Source organism: Myxococcales bacterium (genome assembly GCA_016706225.1).
GTDB lineage: Bacteria > Myxococcota_A > Polyangia > Polyangiales > Polyangiaceae > JADJKB01.
The window spans coordinates 86,951-105,270 of the sequence record JADJKB010000021.1; the positions used below are offsets into that span (position 1 = coordinate 86,951).

The 18,320-nt window shown below is 67.2% G+C and carries 15 protein-coding genes and 1 pseudogene; 8 read left to right on the forward strand and 8 right to left on the reverse strand.

Translation table 11 applies throughout. The features are described from left to right. The first annotated feature begins 36 nt into the window (after positions 1 to 36). The 7 genes from IPI67_25120 to IPI67_25150 are packed head-to-tail and all read left to right on the forward strand — an operon-like array spanning position 37 to position 7,347. A complete protein-coding gene (locus tag IPI67_25120; GenBank protein MBK7583460.1) occupies positions 37 to 1,050 on the forward strand; it encodes a polyprenyl synthetase family protein in 1,014 nt (337 codons plus the stop codon). Then, positions 1,050 to 1,946 carry a mevalonate kinase gene (gene mvk / locus IPI67_25125; protein ID MBK7583461.1) on the forward strand — a complete coding sequence of 299 codons (897 nt, stop codon included), beginning with the start codon at positions 1,050 to 1,052 and terminating at the stop codon, positions 1,944 to 1,946. Before IPI67_25120 ends, mvk begins: the two co-directional genes overlap by 1 nt. Continuing rightward, positions 1,943 to 2,926, forward strand: coding sequence for a diphosphomevalonate decarboxylase (gene mvaD / locus IPI67_25130; protein MBK7583462.1), 984 nt, complete (start codon positions 1,943 to 1,945; stop codon positions 2,924 to 2,926). Before mvk ends, mvaD begins: the two co-directional genes overlap by 4 nt. Beyond that, a complete protein-coding gene (locus IPI67_25135) occupies positions 2,923 to 3,828 on the forward strand; it encodes a hypothetical protein (protein MBK7583463.1) in 906 nt (301 codons plus the stop codon). Before mvaD ends, IPI67_25135 begins: the two co-directional genes overlap by 4 nt. A gap of 21 nt (positions 3,829 to 3,849) precedes the next feature. Further along, positions 3,850 to 5,193, forward strand: a complete 1,344-nt coding sequence (locus IPI67_25140) for a hydroxymethylglutaryl-CoA reductase, degradative (protein ID MBK7583464.1) — start codon at positions 3,850 to 3,852, stop codon at positions 5,191 to 5,193. Beyond that, positions 5,186 to 6,283 (forward strand): histidinol-phosphate transaminase, encoded by a 1,098-nt coding sequence (gene hisC, locus IPI67_25145; protein MBK7583465.1) that lies wholly within the window; start codon positions 5,186 to 5,188, stop codon positions 6,281 to 6,283. The genes IPI67_25140 and hisC overlap by 8 nt, the downstream gene beginning before the upstream one ends. After that, positions 6,280 to 7,347 (forward strand): tetratricopeptide repeat protein, encoded by a 1,068-nt coding sequence (locus IPI67_25150; GenBank protein ID MBK7583466.1) that lies wholly within the window; start codon positions 6,280 to 6,282, stop codon positions 7,345 to 7,347. The genes hisC and IPI67_25150 overlap by 4 nt, the downstream gene beginning before the upstream one ends. On the opposite strand, the gene IPI67_25155 is transcribed toward IPI67_25150, so the two are convergent. Continuing rightward, entirely contained in the window at positions 7,341 to 8,240 is a 900-nt protein-coding gene (locus IPI67_25155; protein MBK7583467.1) for a carboxypeptidase regulatory-like domain-containing protein, read from the reverse strand. The genes IPI67_25150 and IPI67_25155 overlap by 7 nt on opposite strands. Positions 8,241 to 8,454: 214 nt before the next feature. Here IPI67_25155 and IPI67_25160 point away from each other — a divergent pair, with 214 nt between their 5' ends. Then, entirely contained in the window at positions 8,455 to 9,042 is a 588-nt protein-coding gene (locus tag IPI67_25160; GenBank protein MBK7583468.1) for a DUF4352 domain-containing protein, read from the forward strand. 83 nt (positions 9,043 to 9,125) lie between these two features. Here IPI67_25160 and IPI67_25165 read toward each other — a convergent pair whose 3' ends face one another. From IPI67_25165 to IPI67_25195, 7 genes and pseudogenes are all read right to left on the reverse strand, one after another. Beyond that, positions 9,126 to 10,631 (reverse strand): NADH-quinone oxidoreductase subunit N, encoded by a 1,506-nt coding sequence (locus IPI67_25165; protein ID MBK7583469.1) that lies wholly within the window; start codon positions 10,629 to 10,631, stop codon positions 9,126 to 9,128. A 23-nt stretch (positions 10,632 to 10,654) separates the two neighbouring features. Further along, positions 10,655 to 12,529: an NADH-quinone oxidoreductase subunit M gene (locus IPI67_25170; GenBank protein MBK7583470.1), complete on the reverse strand. Its 1,875-nt coding sequence runs from the start codon at positions 12,527 to 12,529 to the stop codon at positions 10,655 to 10,657. A gap of 8 nt (positions 12,530 to 12,537) precedes the next feature. Next, on the reverse strand, positions 12,538 to 15,327 hold the full coding sequence (gene nuoL / locus IPI67_25175) for an NADH-quinone oxidoreductase subunit L (GenBank protein MBK7583471.1): 2,790 nt from the start codon (positions 15,325 to 15,327) through the stop codon (positions 12,538 to 12,540). A 10-nt stretch (positions 15,328 to 15,337) separates the two neighbouring features. After that, complete coding sequence (gene nuoK, locus IPI67_25180) at positions 15,338 to 15,649, reverse strand: NADH-quinone oxidoreductase subunit NuoK (GenBank protein MBK7583472.1); 312 nt, start codon at positions 15,647 to 15,649, stop codon at positions 15,338 to 15,340. Beyond that, on the reverse strand, positions 15,646 to 16,260 hold the full coding sequence (locus IPI67_25185) for an NADH-quinone oxidoreductase subunit J (protein ID MBK7583473.1): 615 nt from the start codon (positions 16,258 to 16,260) through the stop codon (positions 15,646 to 15,648). The genes nuoK and IPI67_25185 overlap by 4 nt, the downstream gene beginning before the upstream one ends. Next, positions 16,257 to 17,601: pseudogene (gene nuoF / locus IPI67_25190) on the reverse strand (NADH-quinone oxidoreductase subunit NuoF). Before nuoF ends, IPI67_25185 begins: the two are co-directional and overlap by 4 nt. 6 nt (positions 17,602 to 17,607) lie before the next feature. Further along, a complete protein-coding gene (locus IPI67_25195; GenBank protein ID MBK7583474.1) occupies positions 17,608 to 18,090 on the reverse strand; it encodes an NAD(P)H-dependent oxidoreductase subunit E in 483 nt (160 codons plus the stop codon). Positions 18,091 to 18,320: the final 230 nt, after the last annotated feature.

The window sequence follows — 18,320 nt, forward strand, 5'->3', positions numbered from 1 at the left end:
GCAAAGGCGATCGCAAAAAATCCCTTCGCCGCCCTGATGAGCGCCGTTCGTCGCGACGTGGACGCAAAGCTCACGACCTACCTGGGAGCGCGCCTGAGCGCAGCCAAGGCGTACGGCTCTGGGGTCACCGACATGGTGAGCGCCCTGTCGGATCTGACCCTGCGCGGAGGCAAGCGTGCGCGGGCGGCGCTGCTGGTCACGGGCTACCGAGCCGCGAGCGCCAAAGCGAAGCTCGAGCCCGCGCTCGACGCCGGTGTGGCGGTCGAGCTGCTCCACGCCTACTTCCTGGTTCACGACGACTGGATGGACCATGACGAGACCCGGCGCGGGGGTCCGAGTGTTCACGCCGCGCTGTCCCGTCGCCTCCGCTCCCGAGACAAAGGCGAGGCTTCCGCCATCTTGGCCGGAGACTACGCGGTGGCGCTGGCCACCGACGCGCTGGCGCGCGTCGACATCGAGCCAACACGCATGCGGCGTGTGCTCGAGTGTTTCGCAGAGATGCAGATCGACGCGGTGACCGGGCAGCAGCTCGATCTCCTCGCGAACGCCGCCGATGTCGAGAAGGTCTACGTGCTGAAGACGGGCAGCTACACCGTGCGCGGTCCCCTGCGCCTGGGCGCGCTGATGGCCGGCGGCACACCAAGGCTGCTGACCGCGCTCGATCAGTTCGCGCTACCGGTCGGGGTTGCGTATCAGCTCCGCGACGACATCCTGAGTGTGTTCGGGGATCCCAAGACCACGGGCAAACCCTTCGGCAGCGACATCAAATCCGGGAAAAATACCGTGCTGCTCTTGACCGCCCTCAAGCGCGCGCGGGGTCGCGATCATCGGATTTTGAAGGCGGCCACCGGCAATTCGCGGGCCACGGAGGCCGAGCTGCGCCAGGCCGTCGAGGTGATCGAGCGATCCGGCGCCCGCGACTTGGTCGAGGCGCGCATCGACGAGCTGGTGCAATCGGCCCTCGCCGTGCTCCAGAAGGGTCGACTCTCGCCCGATGGGGTGGCGCTGCTCCAAGGCGCCGCGCGGGTGCTCACGCTCAGGCGAAGCTGATGGCTTCTGCCTGCGGCAAGGTCATCCTGCTCGGGGAGCACGCGGTGGTGCACGGAGTCCCGGCCATCGCCGCGGGCATCGAACACGGCGCCAAGGCCAGGGCCGAGCGCGGGGACTCGCCGCTGCTCGAGCTCTCCGGCTCGCTGGTGACTCCAGGCGAGGACCACGAGATCGCGCGGGCGTTCGGCGCACTCTTGACCGAGCTGGGGAGCCCAGCGGTGCGCGTGACGGCGAGCTCCGACCTGCCCATCGGCGCGGGCCTCGGGTCATCGGCTGCGATCGCCGTGGCGATCGCACGCTCCATCCTCGAGCTCGATGGCCAGCCATCCGACGAACGAGCCTTGTCCGCGGCCATGGCCTGGGAGCGGGTCTTTCACGGCAATCCGTCCGGCATCGACACCGCCGCCGCGGCACAGGGCGGCTGCATCTGGTTCACACGGGCCGCAGGCCCCGAATCCCTCGCGCTCGGTGCGCCCCTCACGCTGGCCATCGCAGTCTCCGGGCCGTCGGCCAGCACCAAGAGCATGGTGGAGTCGGTCGCGCGGCTCGCCGAGCGGCGGCCGGACGTCTTCAAAAAAACCCTCTCAGGTATCGAATCCCTCGTGAAAAACGCGCGACTCGCCCTCGAAGCGGGTGATCTGCCGGGCCTCGGTCGCCTGCTTGATCTCAATCAGATGTTATTGGCTGGACTGATGGTCTCGACCGAAGAGATCGAAACCGCCTGCCGCGTCGCCCGCGAGGCCGGTGCCCTCGGCGCCAAGCTCACCGGCGCGGGAGGGGGCGGCGCGGTGGTGGCACTGTGTGATGGCGATCCCGAGCCAGTGCTCGTCGCCTGGCGCAGGCACGGGCTCGAGTGTTTTTCGACACGCGTCGCAAGGCTGGGTGGTGGCAGATGAAACGCGTGCGCGCCGTCGCCTACTCGAACATCGCGCTGGCAAAGTACTGGGGGAAGGCCGACGTGGCCGAGAACCTGCCCGCGACACCCAGTCTCTCGCTCACCCTCGGCGGGCTCCGGACCCTCACCGAGGTCACGTTCGATACCGCACTCGAGCACGACGAGGCCTGGCTTGGGACTGAACCGCTGTCCGGTCGTCCTCTCGCGCGTGTGGTCGCGTTGCTCGACCGAGTGCGAGCCAAGGCCGGGCTCAGCACCCGCGCGAACGTCATCTCGCGCAACGACTTCCCGACCGCAGCCGGCCTGGCATCGAGCGCGTCCGGGTTCGCCGCCCTCGCGCTCTCGGCGTCGAGCGCGGCCGGGCTCGAGCTGTCGCTCGAAGAGCTGAGTGCGCTGGCGCGCGCTTCGAGCGCCTCCGCAGCGCGCTCCCTGTTCGGCGGCTACGCCAGCCTGGCTGCCGGCGCGCGCTCCGCCGAACGCGTGGCGAGCGCCGAGCACTTTCCGCTCAGCATGGTGGTCACCCTCACGGCACGCGGGCCGAAATCCGTCGGCTCGACCGAGGGCATGCAGCACACCGCAAGCACCAGCCCCTACTACCCAGCGTGGGTCGCGCACGCGCCAGCGCTGTTCGAGGAGGTCCGACGGGGTGTGCTCGAGCGCGACATCGAACGCTTGGGCACAGCCATGGAACAGAGTGCACTGATGATGCACGCCTCCATGTTCGCGGCCCGCCCCGCGGTGATCTACCTCCTGCCCACGACGCTGGCGGTGATGACCGCGGTCAAGACACTGCGCGAAGGCGGAGTGCCTGCGTACTACACGATGGATGCCGGACCGCACGTGAAGGTGCTCACGCTGCCCGAGCACAGCTCCCAGGTCAGCGACGTCGTGAGCGCCGTGCCCGGCGTGGAGCGCACCCTGATCAGCAGCGCGGGCCCCGACGCCCACACGACGGACGAAGACCCCCGAGGCGAGGTGTGAAGGCTCGCGCGCCTGGCAAGCTGGTGTTGTCCGGTGCGTACGCGGTGCTCTACGGAGCGCCCGGGATCGTCAGCGCTGTCGACCGCTACGCGATCGCGGACTCGAGTCGCGCGGCGGAGCTCGTGACCCCCGAGGTGCGCGCAGCCATCGGGGATGCTCCAGCGCCGTGGTTCGACGCTTCGGCCTTGCGCGGCCCGCGAGGCAAGCTCGGGCTCGGTTCGAGCGCGGCCATCCTCGTCGCGAGCCTCGCCGCCATCACACTCCGCGCCGGTGCGACCGCCGAAGACACCTCGCTCGGCGACGCGATCCTGGAAACTGCCCTCGAAGCCCACCGCGCGGCCCAGGGTGGCGGCAGTGGGATCGACGTTGCGTGCGCCACGCGCGGCGGAACGCTGGTGTTTCGGCGAACCGCCAGCGACCTTTCGCTCGAAGCCCGTGCTCTTCCCAGCTCGCTCAGCTTCGAGGTCTGGGCCGGCGGGCAGCCCGTTTCGACCGCAGAGTTCGTGCAGCGAGTCGCCGAGCTCGAGACCCGCGACCGCGCGGACTTCGCGCGACAGATGGCGACGCTGACGCTTCACGCGGAGGATGCCGCGCGCGCCCTCGCTGCGGCCGACGGCGCGGCATTGCTCAGCGCACTCGGAGCGCAACGGCGGGCGCTTGGCCGGCTCGGTGAGAGCGCCGGGGTCCCGATCGTGACCCAGGACATCGAGGAGCTGGCCGAGCTGGCGGAGAAGGACGACGCGGTCGTGATCCCGTCCGGCGCCGGAGGGGGCGACGTCGCACTCTACGCAGGACCAGAGCCACCATCACCGGCGCTCGTTGCGCGGAGGAATCGCCTCGGCCACGAGCGCCTCGAGCTCACCCTCGGCGCCCGCGGCGTACATGCATGGGACGGGTCGTGATAAGACCTTCGGACCTTGGCGATGACACGGCCCCTCGACTCTGAACCAGCTGACGACGCGCAAGGTTCGCGCATCGCCGGCTTCTACAAACTCGGCCTGCGCGAGCGCGTGGAGGAAATCGCCGCGCGCGTCGGCATGGCTCCGGAAGAAATCGCGGACGCGGTCCGGGCCGGTGGTCTCGACGTCGCCACCGCCGACAAGGTCGTCGAGAACGTGCTCGGCACGTATGCCATCCCGTTTGGGCTCGCGCTGAACTTCCGCATCAACGGCCGGGACCGGCTGGTGCCGATGGTCGTCGAGGAGCCCAGCGTGATCGCCGCCGCGTCCAATGCCGCCAAGATGGTGCGCGCCGCCGGCGGATTCTCGGCCGAGATGGTCGAGTCCCTGATGACGGGTCAGGTACAGGTCTACGGCGTTCGAAACCCCGCCCGCGCCATCCTGGAGCTCGAGGCCGCGATCCCCGAGCTTCTCTCGATCGGCACGCGCGCGGTACCCAACCTCGTAGAACGTGGTGGTGGGCCGGTGTCCATCGACGTGCGCGATCTGGGTCAGGAGAGCCTCGTGGTCCACGTGCACGTGGACTGCTGCGACGCGATGGGAGCCAACCTGGTCAACTCGATCGCCGAGGCCGTCGGCCCTCGCGTGGCCGAGCTCTCGGGGGGCAAGCTCGGACTCAGGATCCTCACCAACCTGTGCGATCGACGCCGGGTGCGCGCCACCTGCCGCGTGCACGCCAAGGACCTCGCGCTGCCCGAGAGCACCGGCTCCGAGCCGCCCCGCGCGCTGCCGTCGGGCACCCAGATCGTGGACTTGATCGCCGAGGCGTCACGCTTTGCCGAGCTCGACCCGTACCGCGCTGCGACCCACAACAAAGGCATCATGAACGGCATCGACGCTGTCGTTCTGGCCACAGGCAACGATTTCCGCGCTGTCGAAGCCGGCGCGCACTCGTTCGCCGCCGAGTCGGGTCGTTACCGTCCGCTGGCGACCTGGCGCCGTGACGGACACGATCTCTGCGGCACCCTGGAGTTACCGCTGGCCCTCGGCATCGTCGGCGGCACCCTGCGTGTTCATCCCGTCGCCCGACTGTCGCTCAAGATGCTCGGGGTCACCACCGCCGCGGAGCTGCAAGAGGTCGCCGCGTGCGCCGGGCTCGCTTCGAACCTGGCGGCGCTGCGCGCGCTGGCGACCGAGGGCATCCAGCGCGGCCACATGTCGCTGCATGCGCGGGCAGTGGCAACCGCGGCCGGCGCGGTCGGCGCCGAGGTCGAGTGGGTGGCAGCGGCCATCGCCGAGCTCGGTAACATCACCCTCGAAGAGGCAGGACTGCAGCTTCAGAAGAAGAGGAACGAGACGGATGGCTGAGCTCCGCAATGATCTGCTCGAACTGCTCCGACCCGAGCTCGCAGAGCTCTCGGCCTACGCACCGCTCGCGGGCGACTTCACAGTTCGCCTCGACGCCAACGAGGCGCCGCCCTTCCTGTCCGACGCGGCCCGGGCGCGCCTGGCCGAGGTCGCAGGCAGCACCGAGTGGCAGCGCTACCCGGACGCGCGCTCGCTCGCGCTCCGCCACGCCATCGCGGCCCGCACCGGCGTGACCCCGGACGAGGTGATGGCGGGCGTCGGCAGTGACGAGGTGATCTCGGTCTTGCTCACTGCCTTTGCGCGGCCGCGCGGCGAAAGTCCGGTCCCCACCGTGCTCACGACCACTCCGAGCTTCGTGATGTACCGGCAGAGCGCCAAGGTCCGGGGCATGAACTTGATGGAGGTCCCGCTCGACGCGAGCTGGGACCTCGCGGAGTCTTCCTTGCTCCGCGCCATCGAAATCACGCCGCCGAACGTCGTCTTCATCGCGACTCCCAACAACCCGACCGGCAACGCCATGAGCCGGGAGCGCCTGGAGCGTGGGATCGAGGCCGCCGCCGGCGCGCTGGTGATCGTCGACGAGGCGTACGTCGACTACGCAGCGGGCGGCCACCTGGACGCATTCCGCAAGTACCCGAACGTGGCGCTGCTCCGCACCCTCTCGAAGGTCGGGTTTGCAGCGCTGCGCGTGGGCTGGCTGATCGCGCGCCCCGAGATCATCCGGGAGCTGGACAAGGTTCGCTTGCCCTACAACCTGCCGACGGTGTCCCAAGCGGTGGCCACGGCGGTGCTCTCGGAGCTCGGCGGGGAGCTCGAAGCTCTGGTGAAGAGCGTGCGACAGGAGCGAGAGCGCATGACGCGAGCAATCTCGGAGATCGCCGGAGTCACGGTCACACCGAGCCAGGCGAACTTCCTCTGGGTGCGCACCGAACGCCCGGCAGGCGAGGTGTTCGACGCGCTGCTCGAGAAAAAGATCCTGGTGCGGAGCTTCCATGCGCGGGGCGGCAGGCTCGCTCACCAGCTGCGTGTGACCGTGGGCACGCCGGACGAGAACACGCTCTTCCTTCAGGCGCTGCGCGAGGTGGTGTGAGGGCTCACGCCGCGAAGTGGTTCTGCCTCGCCCTCCTGGCTCCGAGCGTGTCGGGCTGCATCTTCGGCGAGGGCTCCGTCACGCGGGTCTACGCCGGACGCAGCGTGGAAGGTCCGTACATCACACCCGAGGCCTACGCACACTATGCCCAGGGTGTGATCGAGGAGAGCCAGGGAAATTTCGCAAAAGCGCAGGCGGAGTATCAACGGGTGCTGCTCGACGACGACTCGAGCGCGGACGTCTGGACGCGGCTGGGCGCGGTATTGTGTGCGACGAGGCAAGAGGCAACCTCGGCCTTTGCGAAGGCCGAAGAGCTCGACCCGAAGTTTGCACCGATGTGGCGCGAACGCGCGCGCTGCACCCTCGCCGGAGGCAACGCCGCGGCCGCGCTGGCGCAGGCGGAGCGCGCAGTCGCCCTCGATCCGGACGACGAGCTCGCATCGCTGACTGTGGCGTCGGCCCTGGCGAAGCTGGGCCGCAACGACGAGGCGCAGCGCTGGGTGCTGGCGCTCTCCCTTCGCGGCCCACCCTCGCCTGCGGTGAAAGAAGCGCTCGGGAGGAGCGTCGCGCCCTCCCCCGCCGCGCCGAGCCCACCCCCAAGATCCGACGCGCTGGGCGCACACTTCTCGAACGAACGCCGCCCGACCCTCGCTGACGTCGATCGCGCGCTCGCCGAGCGCGCCCCGGCTCGGGCACGCCGCCTGGCAAAACTCGTGGGCCTTCGCACGAGCCACCTGGCGCTGCGCGCAGCGGCGCTCGGTGTCACCGACGTGGCCAGGACGGAAGCCGCCCGCGTGCTCGACGCCGATCCGAACGACAGCGATGCGCTGATCGCGGCCCTCTCGGCCGCCTCGCTCGACGGTGACCCCGCGGGCGTCGCGGCCCTCCTCACCCGCGGCGGCGCGGAGCCCCTCGCCCCGAGCAGCCTCGGCGTGCGCTTGTTCGCGGAGCTGCTGCGGCGGCGCGTCGGCAAGGATGCCGCCGCCATCTGGCTCGAAGGCTGGGCCCTTACCAAAGCTCGCGAGCCCCTCGAAGCCCGGGTCGAGGCCCGCGGCGCTCAGTGAATCTTCAGCTTCGGGGGCTTGGGTTTGTCTTCCATCGTCTTCTTGTCGAACTGGAGCTCGAGATCGACGACCGTCGTTTTCCCGGCCTCGACCTTCACCTTCTTCTGAGCCACCGACATGGTCGCGGGCAAGAGCGCGTTGACGCTGACCTCACCCACCGGCACGCCGGTGATCTCGTACTTCCCGTCGAGTCCCGTCACGTCGAAGGTTGCGTACTTGAGCACGAACACGTCCGCGGTCATGAACAGGTGCATCTGATCGATCAGCGTGTATCGACCGGGCACGTGCGGATAGAGCTTCACCGCCGAGCCACCCGGCACTGCGATCATGTCGGCTTTCATCTGCCCCCCCATCAGCTTCGGCACGTACGGCTCGCCGTCCTTGCTGAGCACATCGAGGCGCTGCCCAAACGTCACGCCCACGGTGCGACTGGGAAAAGCACAGCCTTCGGTGTTCAAGGTCACAGCCTGCCCCTTGGCGGGCACGAAGCCCTGGTACTCGGTGACCGTCACGAGCACATCGGCCAGACTCCGCAGCATGCCCTCTCGAAACAACCGCCCGTAGACGACGCGGGCTCCCTTGCACTTGTCGGAGATCTTCTCCGTCACCTCGAGCAGCGCCGGCGGCGGATCTCCCTTCATCACGATGGACCCGCGCAGCGTTCCCGTGGGCCCGGAGTAAGGCTGCTCCCCCTTCGGATTCACCTGCGCGCGCACCGAATCCTCGGAGAACGGCGTGGCATTCATGACGGGGGCAGATGCGGAGGGCACCGGGGCGGCGCTCTGTGTGGCGCTCGGGGTTGGCCCACCGGCGCCCGGGGAGCGCTCACAACCGCCGACCCAGGTGGCAAGGGCGGCAACCAAGGTGGCGAGGCGAAGGCGTGGGGCGGGCATCTGGGGGGCTCCAATTCCGGGCGGGGAGGCGCTTCAAGTTACCGAATCATAAAGTGATTTCAAAGCCGAGCGGGGCAGGGTAGAAATCACGTCGCTGTGCGTACCACGGCGCGTAGCAAAGCGCGGACCCGATCGTTCGGGATGTTTGAGAACCCGCTTCAAGCTGTGTAACGTCCGGACGCCCATAGCTCGGGCCCGAGATAAGGAACCGTCGATGCAGACTCGATCCCGCTCGTTCACCGTCCTTGCCTGCACCGCGCTCATCGCCGGCGCACTGCTCGCCTGCAAGAAGAAGACTCCGCCGCCGACGCCGGATCCCGGAGTGGGCACGGGCACCGGAACCGGCACGGGCACCGGAACGGGCACGGGCACGGGTACCGGAACCGGCACCACGCCGAGCTTCGACTCGACCAAACTCTACAAGGTGGGAGAGACCGCCAAGGCCCCAGACTTCTCGATGAGCATCGAGAACGTCAAGGAGTGCAAGGTCCCGTACTACTTCAAGCCCAAGAAGGGGAACATCAAGCTGGGCGTCGAGGTCCAGATCGAGGGTTCCGCCGACAAAGACGTGCCGGTGAACCCCTTCTACGCGAAGATCACCGACGGCGAGGGTTACTCGTACACCAGCACCTTCGGTGGCTGTGATCCCGAGCTGAAGAGTGTGCGCGTGACCAAGGCGGAGAAGGCCAAGGGCTGGATCACCTTCGAGGTCCCGCAGAAGGCGAGCAACCTGAAGCTCACCTACAACCCGTTCATCATCAGCACGGTGAAGCAAGAAGTGAAGTTCGACCTGGGTCGCTGATCGCAACTCAGTCGTGACAGCGGGGCGCTCTCGGGCGCCCCGTTTTCGTTTTGTAGGACCGGCGTCGCGCGGGTGCGCGGGGCTCAGCGAGCCGAGACCACGATCTTCGCTGCGCTCGCCATGTCGAGCGACCAACCCGGGGCGATGCCCAGCGCGAAGACGAGCACCGCCGCGATGACCAGCGCGCTCGAGACGAACGCCGACCGCATCGGCACGGCAAGCTCGGCTCCGGGCGCCGGTTCACGCATGTACATGAACACCATCACCCGCAGGTAGTAGTAGGCGCCAACCAGGCTGTTCAGCAGGCCAATGACGGCGAGCACGTACAGCTCGGCGTCCATGGCCGCGCGGAAAACGTAGATCTTGCCGAAGAATCCAGCGGTCGGCGGCATGCCCGCCAGGGACATCAGGAACAAGCTGAAGGCGAGCGCAGCGGACGGGTGGCGCTTGGCGAGCCCCGCCAGATCTTCGTAGCTGGTCGCTTCGGCGCCGCGGCTGCCGCACAAGATCAAGGCGCCGAAGGCCCCAGCGGTCGAGACCGTGTAGGTGAGCAAGTAGAAGAGCACACTCGCCTGACCGTCTGCCGAACGCATCGTCGAGACGACGCCGACGAGCGCGTAGCCCGCGTGCGCGATCGACGAGTACGCCAGCATGCGCTTGACCGAGCTCTGACGCCCGGCGACCAGGTTGGCGACGGTCATCGACAAGACGGCCAAGGTCGCCAGGACCGGAGGCCAGCCGGTGCCCCAGCTCATCAGGCGGGCGTCACCAAAGGCAACGACCACCACACGCAGGAGCACGGCGAAGGCCGCGGCCTTCACGGCCACAGCCATGAAGCTCGTCGCGGGAGTGGGCGCCCCCTCGTAGGCGTCCGGCGTCCACATGTGGAACGGCACTGCGCTCACCTTGAACGCAAGACCGGTCAGCGTCAGCACCACTGCGAGCAGCACCGGCGCAACCGGCACCACACTCCCGGGCTGCCCGATGGTCTTGATGGCCTCGCCGATGCCCACCAGATCGGTGTGCCCCGTTGCGCCGTACAAGAGCGCTGCCCCGAAGAGCATCAGCGCCGCGGCAAAGCTACCGAGCAAGAAATATTTGACGGCGGCCTCGGCCGCTCGCGCGCTGCGCCGGAGGCCGACCATGCAGTACACACCGAGGGACATGGTCTCGAGCGCGACGAACAGCGTGAGCAGATCGCCGGCCGCGGCCAGGGTCATCGCTCCCACGGTGCTGAGCAGCAGGAGCGGGAAGAACTCGGAGCGATCGATGCCGTGCTCCGGCAAATAACCGCCGGCCAGGAGCGCAGCGAAGGCCCCGCCGATGGAGAGCACGAAGCAGAAGAAGACGGTGAAACGGTCCATCACCAGGTACGGGCGCGTTGCCTCGAGCCCCGGGAGGTTCTCCGGACCGACCATCCAGACGCCGATGCTGAACGCGGCGCCGGCCATCAGCACGACCGCGGCGACGAGCGCCAGCTCACCGGAGCGGCCGGAGCCGGCGTCCGCTGGGTTGTCGCTGTCCGCGGGTGCCTTGCCGAAGGCCTCCGCCAGCATCAAGAGCAACGTGCCGAGCCCGACGACGAGCATCGGGGAGAGGCCGAACCAGAGGGTCAATGGGCACCTCCCGTCGGCCGCTCTTGGCCACCTGGGGCAAGTGCCGCGGTCTGGCTGTCGTCCTTCTTGTCGCCGCTAGCGTCGGCGGGCTTCGGCGGCTCAGGATAACCGGTCTCGAGCATGCCACCCTTGCGGGGCCGAAGCCGAGCCTTCGCCCCCGGCGTCATGTCCATGTAGGCCTTGCGCCCCTCCTGATAACTCTCGATGACCGAACCCACCGACTCGCGGGTGCGCTCGATGAACAGGTTCGGGAACAACCCGATCACGAAGATCAGCGCGATCAGCGGCGCCAACGCCAGCGTCTCGCGGACACTCAGATCGGGCAGGTTCTTGTTCTTCGGATTCGACAGCGGGCCAAAGAACATCTTCTGCACCAAGCTCAGCATGTACACGGCTGCGAGGATCACGCCCAGCGTCGCCAGCCCGGCCTGAAGCTGCCCGTGGGAGCCGAGCGGCAACGAGACGAAGGTGCCCATGATTACCAGGAACTCACCCACGAAGCCGTTGGTACCCGGCACACCGATGCTCGACATGGTGACGATCACGAAAACCGCCGTGTAGACCGGCATGACCTTGGCCAGGCCGCCGAACTCGCGGATCTCCCGGGTGTGCCGGCGGTCGTAGATGACCCCGATCAGGAGGAACAACGCGCCGGTCGAGATGCCGTGGTTCACCATCTGCAGCAGTGCCCCCTCGATGCCAGAGCGAGTCGCCGCAAACAGGCCGAGCATGACAAAACCCATGTGGGCCACGGACGAGTAGGCAATCAGGCGTTTGGCGTCGTCCTGCTTCCACGCGACCAGCGCGCCGTACAGGACGCCGCCTCCGACCGCGAGGCCCGCCAGGTTGGCGGCGGTCGACCACGCCGGGCCTCCGAACATGCCCATACAAAAGCGGATGTACCCGTAGGTGCCGAGCTTCAGCAGCACCGCCGCCAGGATGATGGAGCCACCCGTGGGGGCCTGGACGTGAGCGTCGGGCAGCCAGGTGTGGAACGGGAACATCGGAACCTTGATGATGAACGCCAGCAAGAAGGCCCCGAAACACAGCATCGCCGCGTTCTTGGGCAGCACCAGGTTCTTCAGCGCGAGGTAGTCGAAGGTGACAAACCCCGCCAGCTGCTGGTGGGTCCACACCATGTAGATGATGGCCGCGAGCATCAGCACGCTGCCGGCCATCGTGTAGAGGAAGAACTTGTACGCGGCCTTGATCTTGTCGATGCCACCCCAGATGCCGATCAGGATGACCATCGGGATCAGCATCAGCTCCCAGAACACGTAGAACAGGAATAGATCCAGCGAGACGAAGGCTCCGAGCATCGCGCCGTGCAAGAGCAGCAGCGCGAAACACAGATCCTTGGTGCGGGTCTTGAGGCTACCGAACGAGACGTACGCGGCGATGGGCGTGGTGAACGTGCTGAGCAGCACGAGCCAGGTCGAGACCCCGTCGACGGCCACGTGGTACCGGATGCCGAAGCTCGGCAACCAGTCGCGGATGTACTGGAAATGCCAGCCCGCGGTCATGGGCACGCCGAGCAGCCAGAGCGACGCCAGGAGGTCGAGCCCCAGGATCAGCATCGTGAACCGGCGCAGCAGCTTGGGCGACTGACGCGGCAGGAACAGGATCGAGATCGAGCCGAAGATTGGCAAGAACACGATCACGTTGAGGAGGTTCGGCCACTCCTTCGGCGTGGCCATCTCGGCCGCCCCCTCCGCCGCTTCCTTGGCCGGCCAGAGGCCCATCACCAAGAGCACCGCGAGAGCCGAGACGGCCCCGATGGCGATGCGCTCGAACTTGCCCTGGCGCCTGGGGATCAGCACGCCGAGGACAAACGCTGCCAGGAACGGCCAGGCCTCGAAGACCAACTTCATTCCGGGGCTCAATGCACGTCTCCAGGTTGATGCTGGTGGCCATCGCCAGCGGGCGGGATCGGTCTGCCGGGCGGCATGGGCATGCGCAGACCGGGGTTCGGCATGCCGGGCTGACCGGGCTGACCCGGCTGACCCGGCGGCATCGCCGGCCGGAGCGGCATGGGGCGATTCTGCCCCGGCACCACCCCGCGCAGCTGCCCGTCGGCGCCTTGCTCGATCTGGATCACACCCGGGCCCGCGCCTTTCGACGCATCGAGCTGCGGACGGTCCAGGTTGACCTCACGCTTTGCGACGCGCTCGAAGGCGTTCTTCACCTCGAGCACGACCTTCTTACTCTTGCCGCGCTCGACGGTGATCGTACGCGCGCTCTCCAGCGTGAACTCTTCGGAGTCCGGCTTGCCGTCCCCGTCGCTGTCCCAGCGGTACGTGTAACCCAGCCCCGGAGCCGCGTTGAGCTCGTAGTTCCCGCTGGTCTCGTCGGCCTTCACGGTGACGGTGGCGTGCGGCGCGACGAAGAACCACCCAACCCCGCCCATGCCCACGACCATGACGGCCGCGTACGCCTGCACGTGACCGGTCTGCACGAAGCGCAAGCCGGTGCCGGCAGCCGCGACGATGAACGATGTGAGCCGCGCCACGATGCCATCGACCACGATCCTGTCGAACCCGGCGGCGAACTCCGCCAGCGAATCGACCGCGCCGATGATCGTCTCCTCGTACAGCTCGTCGATGCGCCACTTGTCGTAGACCAGCTCGTGAAGAGCCGGGAACTTCTCGGCCAGCGCCTTGGCCGGGCCGCCCGCCTGCTGAATGTAGACCCAGAAGGCGCCGCCCGCGCCGGCCACCAGCGCCAGGAGCCCGGGGACCAAGAGCGGAAGCTCGAGAGCCTTTGCGTTCTCCAGCAGCGCCACCCCCGGTCCCTTCGCGCCGGACACCACCGCCTCTTTGCCGTTCGCGAACTCGAAGACCGGCGCGAGAAAGTGCTCGAACGGCGCAATGTGCAAGAGGTGTGCGTTGAGGAACCCGGCCACCACGCTGAGACCGCCGAGAATGCCGATGGGCACCGTGATCTGCCACGGGCTCTCTTTTGGCTTCGGCCCTTCGAGGGGCTCAGCGTCGTGGTGGGCGTGGTGCTCGTCGTGGTGCTCGTCGTGCTTTGGCTCCTTCCAGCCCTTGACGATCTTCCAGCCCTTGAAGTCGCCCCAGAAGATCCCGAACACCAGCCGGGACATGTAGAACGCGGTCATCACCGCACCGATGACGCCCAGGGTATAGAGCACGGGGCCACCCCAGCTCGGCCAGCCAAAGAGCTGGAGCGCGACCTTGCCCGAGCGCGGATCGATCAGCTTTCCGTCCGGGATCGGGAAGGCGACACTCGAGGTGTAGGCCTTGTAGAGGATCTCGTCCTTGGACCAGAAGCCGCTGGTGCCCGGCACACCGATGATGGCCACCCACGCGGCCACGAACGCCGCGAACGTGTACGGCATGTACTTGCGCATGCCGCCCATGTTCCGCATGTCCTGCGAGGCATCCGTGTCGTGGATGCGTTTGTGCATGGCGTAGATGACCGAGCCAGCCGCGAGGAACAGGCAGGCCTTGAAGAAGGCGTGGGTCACGACGTGGAAAAAGCCCGCCGAGAACGCGCCGACGCCGACACCGAGGAACATGTACCCGAGCTGACTGACGGTGGAATACGCCAGCACCTTCTTGATGTCGTTCTGAACGAACGCGATGCTCGCGGCCAGGAGCGCGGTGAAGGCACCGACCAGCGCCATCGTGAACATCGCGGCCGGACTCAGCACGAACACACCTGCCATGCGGCACACGAGGTACACGCCGGCGGTCACCATGGTGGCGGCGTGGATCAGCGCGCTGACCGGCGTCGGGCCGGCCATGGCGTCCGGCAGCCAGACGTAGAGGGGGAACTGCGCGCTCTTGCCGGCGCAGCCCAGGAACAGGGCCAACCCCACCAGGGTCGCCGCCGACACGAAGCGCGGGCGATTGAGCCACTCCGCCACCGACGGCATGCTGCCCTGGAGCAAGCCCGTGCCCAGCACCTGGTTGCCGATGGGCCACAGCTGGACCCGGGTGACCAGGTTCATGCGCCCGCCCTCGATGCCCGACCAGTCGAGTGCCCCGACATAGTAGAGGAGCAGGGCCATCGCGATGATCAGCCCGAAGTCACCGATGCGGTTGGTGATGAACGCCTTCTTGCCGGCGGCGGCGTTCTTCGCGTCGTCGAACCAGAAGCCAATCAGCAGGTAGCTGCAGAGGCCCACGCCCTCCCAACCCACGAACAGGATCGGCAGGCTGTTGCCCAAGATCAGCACCAGCATCGAAAAGACGAACAGGTTCAGATAGGCGAAAAAGCGGTGATACCCGGCGTCTTCCGCCATGTACTTCGTCGAGTACAGGTGGATCAAGAAGCCGACGCCGGTGACCACGAGGCTCATCACCCCGTTCAGGGCGTCGAACGAGAACGCAACGTCGACGCCGATCTGCCCCATGTCGTGGCGACCGGACAGGCGCACCCACTCCCAGCCCTTCCAGACGAACCGCACGGCCTCTTCCGCGCCTTTGGCGTGGGCGGCGGACTGCGCGCTCTGGAGCATGAAGAACGAGATCACGCTGGCAACGAACGAACCGCCGACGGCAAACAGCGCCATCATCGTCACGGCCTCTTTGCCGAGCCGTTTGCCGAAGATGCCGTTCACGATGGCGCCGATCAGCGGCAGCGCCAGGATCACCGCGAGCAGAGCAAACTCGGTCGGAGGAAAGATCTTCTGAAGCTCCTGCATCGTTGCTCCTTCAGTGCTTCAGTGTGTCCGCCTCGTCACTGTTGACGGAGGCTTTGAGCCGGTAGAACGAGAGCACGATGGCCAAACCCACCGCGGCCTCCGCCGCTGCCACGGCGATGATGAAGAACGCGAACACGTGGCCGTTCATGTTGCCGCCGTGTTGGCGGTTGAAGGCGACCAGCGCCAGGTTCACCGCGTTCAGCATGAGCTCGATGCTCATCAGCTGAACCAGGATGTTTCGGCGAACCAGGAAACCGACCGCCCCGATCAGGAAGATGACGGTGGCGAGCAGCACGTAGTGCTGGATCAGTTGCCCCATCATCGGCCGGACTCCTTGGGCAGCGGGCGCTGAGCATCCCGCGGGTGGAGCGGCCCGACGAACAGGCGGCGGGTCTCGTGCTCCGAGTCCCGCGCTTTTTTGGCGCGCGGTTTGGTGCGGGCGACGGCGATGGCGCCGACCACGGCCACGATCAAGAGCGCCGTCGCGATCTCGAGCGCCACCAGATCTTGGCGGAAGATCTGCCCACCGACGGCCTCCGTCGAGCCAAAATCCGCAGCCGTGGGGCCGAGGGCCACCGGTGCGCCCCACCCGCCCCGCATGCCGAAGAACGCGGCCACTGCGGACACCACCAGCAGCACGGCGCCGCCATACCGCGAGAGGCGTTCCTTGCTCGGTTTGTCCCCGAGGTTCGAGTCCGGTCCGAGCAGCATGATCACGAACACGAACAGCACGACGACCGCGCCCGCGTAGACGATCAGCTGAATCGCCGCCAGGAACTGGGCTGCCAGCTTCAAGAACAGCGCGGCGATCCCCACGATCGTCGCCAAGAGACCGACCGCGCTGCGGATCGGGTTCTTGGCTGCGACCGTGCTCACCGCGCCAACCAGTGCGACCAGCGCGCACACGCTGAAAAAGAGGGATCCGACGCTCATGCCACGAGCTTCTTGGTCTGGGACTTACCGCCGGTGACGACGTAGTCCTCGAAGTGTTTGCGGAATTTGCGAACGAACGACAGAACGGGTTGGGCCGCACCGTCGCCGAAGGCGCAGATGGTGTTGCCGGTGATGTCCGACGCGATGCGGTGGAGCTGATCGAGCTCCTCCAGGGTCGCGTGACCCTCCACGAGTTTGTTCAAGATGCGGTCGATCCAGCCGCAGCCCTCACGGCAGGGGGTGCACTGGCCGCAGGACTCGTGTTTGTAGAAGCGCATCAGGTTGTGCAGCGCGAGCACGGGGTCGGCGTCCTCGGAGAGCACGATGGCGCAGCAGGTGCCGAGCATGCCCCCGACGTTGCGGAAGGTCTCGACCCCGAGCGGCAGGTCCAGGATGCTCTTGCCGTTATACGGGTCGAAACGCGGGTCGCCGGGCACGTTCACGACCTCGCTGGGCAGGTGGACGGGGCAGGAGCCGCCGGGGATCCACCGCCAGGAGCTGCTTGTCACCCAGGATGCCGCCGCCGAGATCGTAGATCAGCTCGCGCAGCGTGAGGCCGACGGCGCACTCGAACACGCCGGGGGTCTTCACGTGTCCGCTCACGCCGAACAGGCGCGCACCCCCATCGTTGAAGTCGTGCAAGGTCGAGAGGCGACTGAAGGCGTCCCCTCCCATGGCCATCACCGTCGGCACGATGGCGATCGTCTCGAGGTTGTTCACCGTGGTCGGGCAACCGAACGCGCCGTACTGCGCGGGGAACGGCGGCTTGAAGCGGGGCTCGCCGCGACGCCCCTCCAGTGAATTGAGGAGCGAGGTCTCCTCGCCGCAGATGTACGCGCCTGCGCCGGTGTGCACGTACACCTCGACGGGGTAGTCGAGGCCGAAGGGTCTTGCGCCCAGATACCCCTTTGCCCGCGCCTCTTCGATGGCCTCCCACAGCCGCTGCTTCGAGAGGTGGAGCTCGTCCCTCACATAGATGTAGGCCGCGTGCGCCCCGATGCCGAAACAACCGATGATGCAGCCCTCGATCACGGAGTGCGGGTTCTTCTCCATGATCGTGCGATCCTTGAAGGTCCCGGGCTCTCCCTCGTCGGCGTTGACCACCAGGTAGCAAGGTTTCTTGCTCTCCTTGGGCATGAAGCTCCACTTCATGCCGCAGTCGAAACCCGCGCCGCCGCGGCCGCGAATGTGAGCCTTTTTCACCTCGTCGACGAGCGCGTCGCGGCTCATGGTGAGCGCCTTCCTTGCGCTCTTGTAGCCGCCCGCTGCTTCGTAAGCGGCGAGCGTGTGCCCGTCCGATTTGTCGTACGAGTGCGTGAGGTAGTTGGTGATCTTCAACATGGGCGCTCAGTCCGAGAGCAGGCCGTCGAGCAACTGATCGACTTGTTCCGTGGTGAGGTTCTCGTGGTAGGTCTTGTCGATCTGCATCATCGGCGCGGTGCCGCACGAGGCCAGGCACTCCGCGGTCCGCAAGGTGACCTTGCCGTCGGGCGTGGTCTCGCCCTGGTGGATCTTCAAGCGCTTCTCGCAGTGGTGCAGGATCTGGTCCGCACCCCGCAGCGCACAGGACAACGTGCGACACACCCAGACCTGGTGTTTGCCCGGCTTGGACTGGTTGAAGAGCGTGTAGAAGGTGACGACACCCATCACGTGCGCGGTGCCCACTCCGAGCTTCTGCGCGACGAACTGGATGACGTCTTCGCTCACCCAGTTCTCGTTGGCCTCCTGACACAGGTGGAGGACCGGGATGGTGGCCGCCATCTTGTTCGGATATCGCGCGAGGATCCGCTCGAGCTCGCGCTCCTGCTCCCCGCTTAGAGAAAAAGCCATGTTAGGGATTTCCGTGTACCGGTGGGGGGCCGCCCGGCTCGGGCCTCGGGCCCCGCCCAAGCGACCCGAAAAGGGCGCGGCGCTGGCGCGAGGGCTTTTGCCGTGCCGACCCGGGGCGTCGGGCGAGCGAACCCTAGTGAGCGGGAAACCGCGGTGTCAAGGCGGGTGTGGGGCCTCGAAATTTCAATCCTATTGACTTGAGAACCCCCCACTGCCGCGTGTAGGCTGAC

Excerpts from the sequence above, each read along its gene's own strand:
- IPI67_25120 (MBK7583460.1), top strand. The coding sequence starts at position 37 with ATGAGCGCCGTTCGTCGCGACGTGGACGCAAAGCTCACGACCTACCTG.
- mvk (MBK7583461.1), top strand. The coding sequence starts at position 1,050 with ATGGCTTCTGCCTGCGGCAAGGTCATCCTGCTCGGGGAGCACGCGGTG.
- mvaD (MBK7583462.1), top strand. The coding sequence starts at position 1,943 with ATGAAACGCGTGCGCGCCGTCGCCTACTCGAACATCGCGCTGGCAAAG.
- IPI67_25140 (MBK7583464.1), top strand. The coding sequence starts at position 3,850 with ATGACACGGCCCCTCGACTCTGAACCAGCTGACGACGCGCAAGGTTCG.
- hisC (MBK7583465.1), top strand. The coding sequence starts at position 5,186 with ATGGCTGAGCTCCGCAATGATCTGCTCGAACTGCTCCGACCCGAGCTC.
- IPI67_25155 (MBK7583467.1), bottom strand. The coding sequence starts at position 8,240 with ATGCCCGCCCCACGCCTTCGCCTCGCCACCTTGGTTGCCGCCCTTGCC.
- IPI67_25160 (MBK7583468.1), top strand. The coding sequence starts at position 8,455 with ATGCAGACTCGATCCCGCTCGTTCACCGTCCTTGCCTGCACCGCGCTC.
- IPI67_25165 (MBK7583469.1), bottom strand. The coding sequence starts at position 10,631 with ATGCTCGTCGTCGGGCTCGGCACGTTGCTCTTGATGCTGGCGGAGGCC.
- IPI67_25170 (MBK7583470.1), bottom strand. The coding sequence starts at position 12,529 with ATGAAGTTGGTCTTCGAGGCCTGGCCGTTCCTGGCAGCGTTTGTCCTC.
- nuoL (MBK7583471.1), bottom strand. The coding sequence starts at position 15,327 with ATGCAGGAGCTTCAGAAGATCTTTCCTCCGACCGAGTTTGCTCTGCTC.
- nuoK (MBK7583472.1), bottom strand. The coding sequence starts at position 15,649 with ATGATGGGGCAACTGATCCAGCACTACGTGCTGCTCGCCACCGTCATC.
- IPI67_25185 (MBK7583473.1), bottom strand. The coding sequence starts at position 16,260 with ATGAGCGTCGGATCCCTCTTTTTCAGCGTGTGCGCGCTGGTCGCACTG.
- IPI67_25195 (MBK7583474.1), bottom strand. The coding sequence starts at position 18,090 with ATGGCTTTTTCTCTAAGCGGGGAGCAGGAGCGCGAGCTCGAGCGGATC.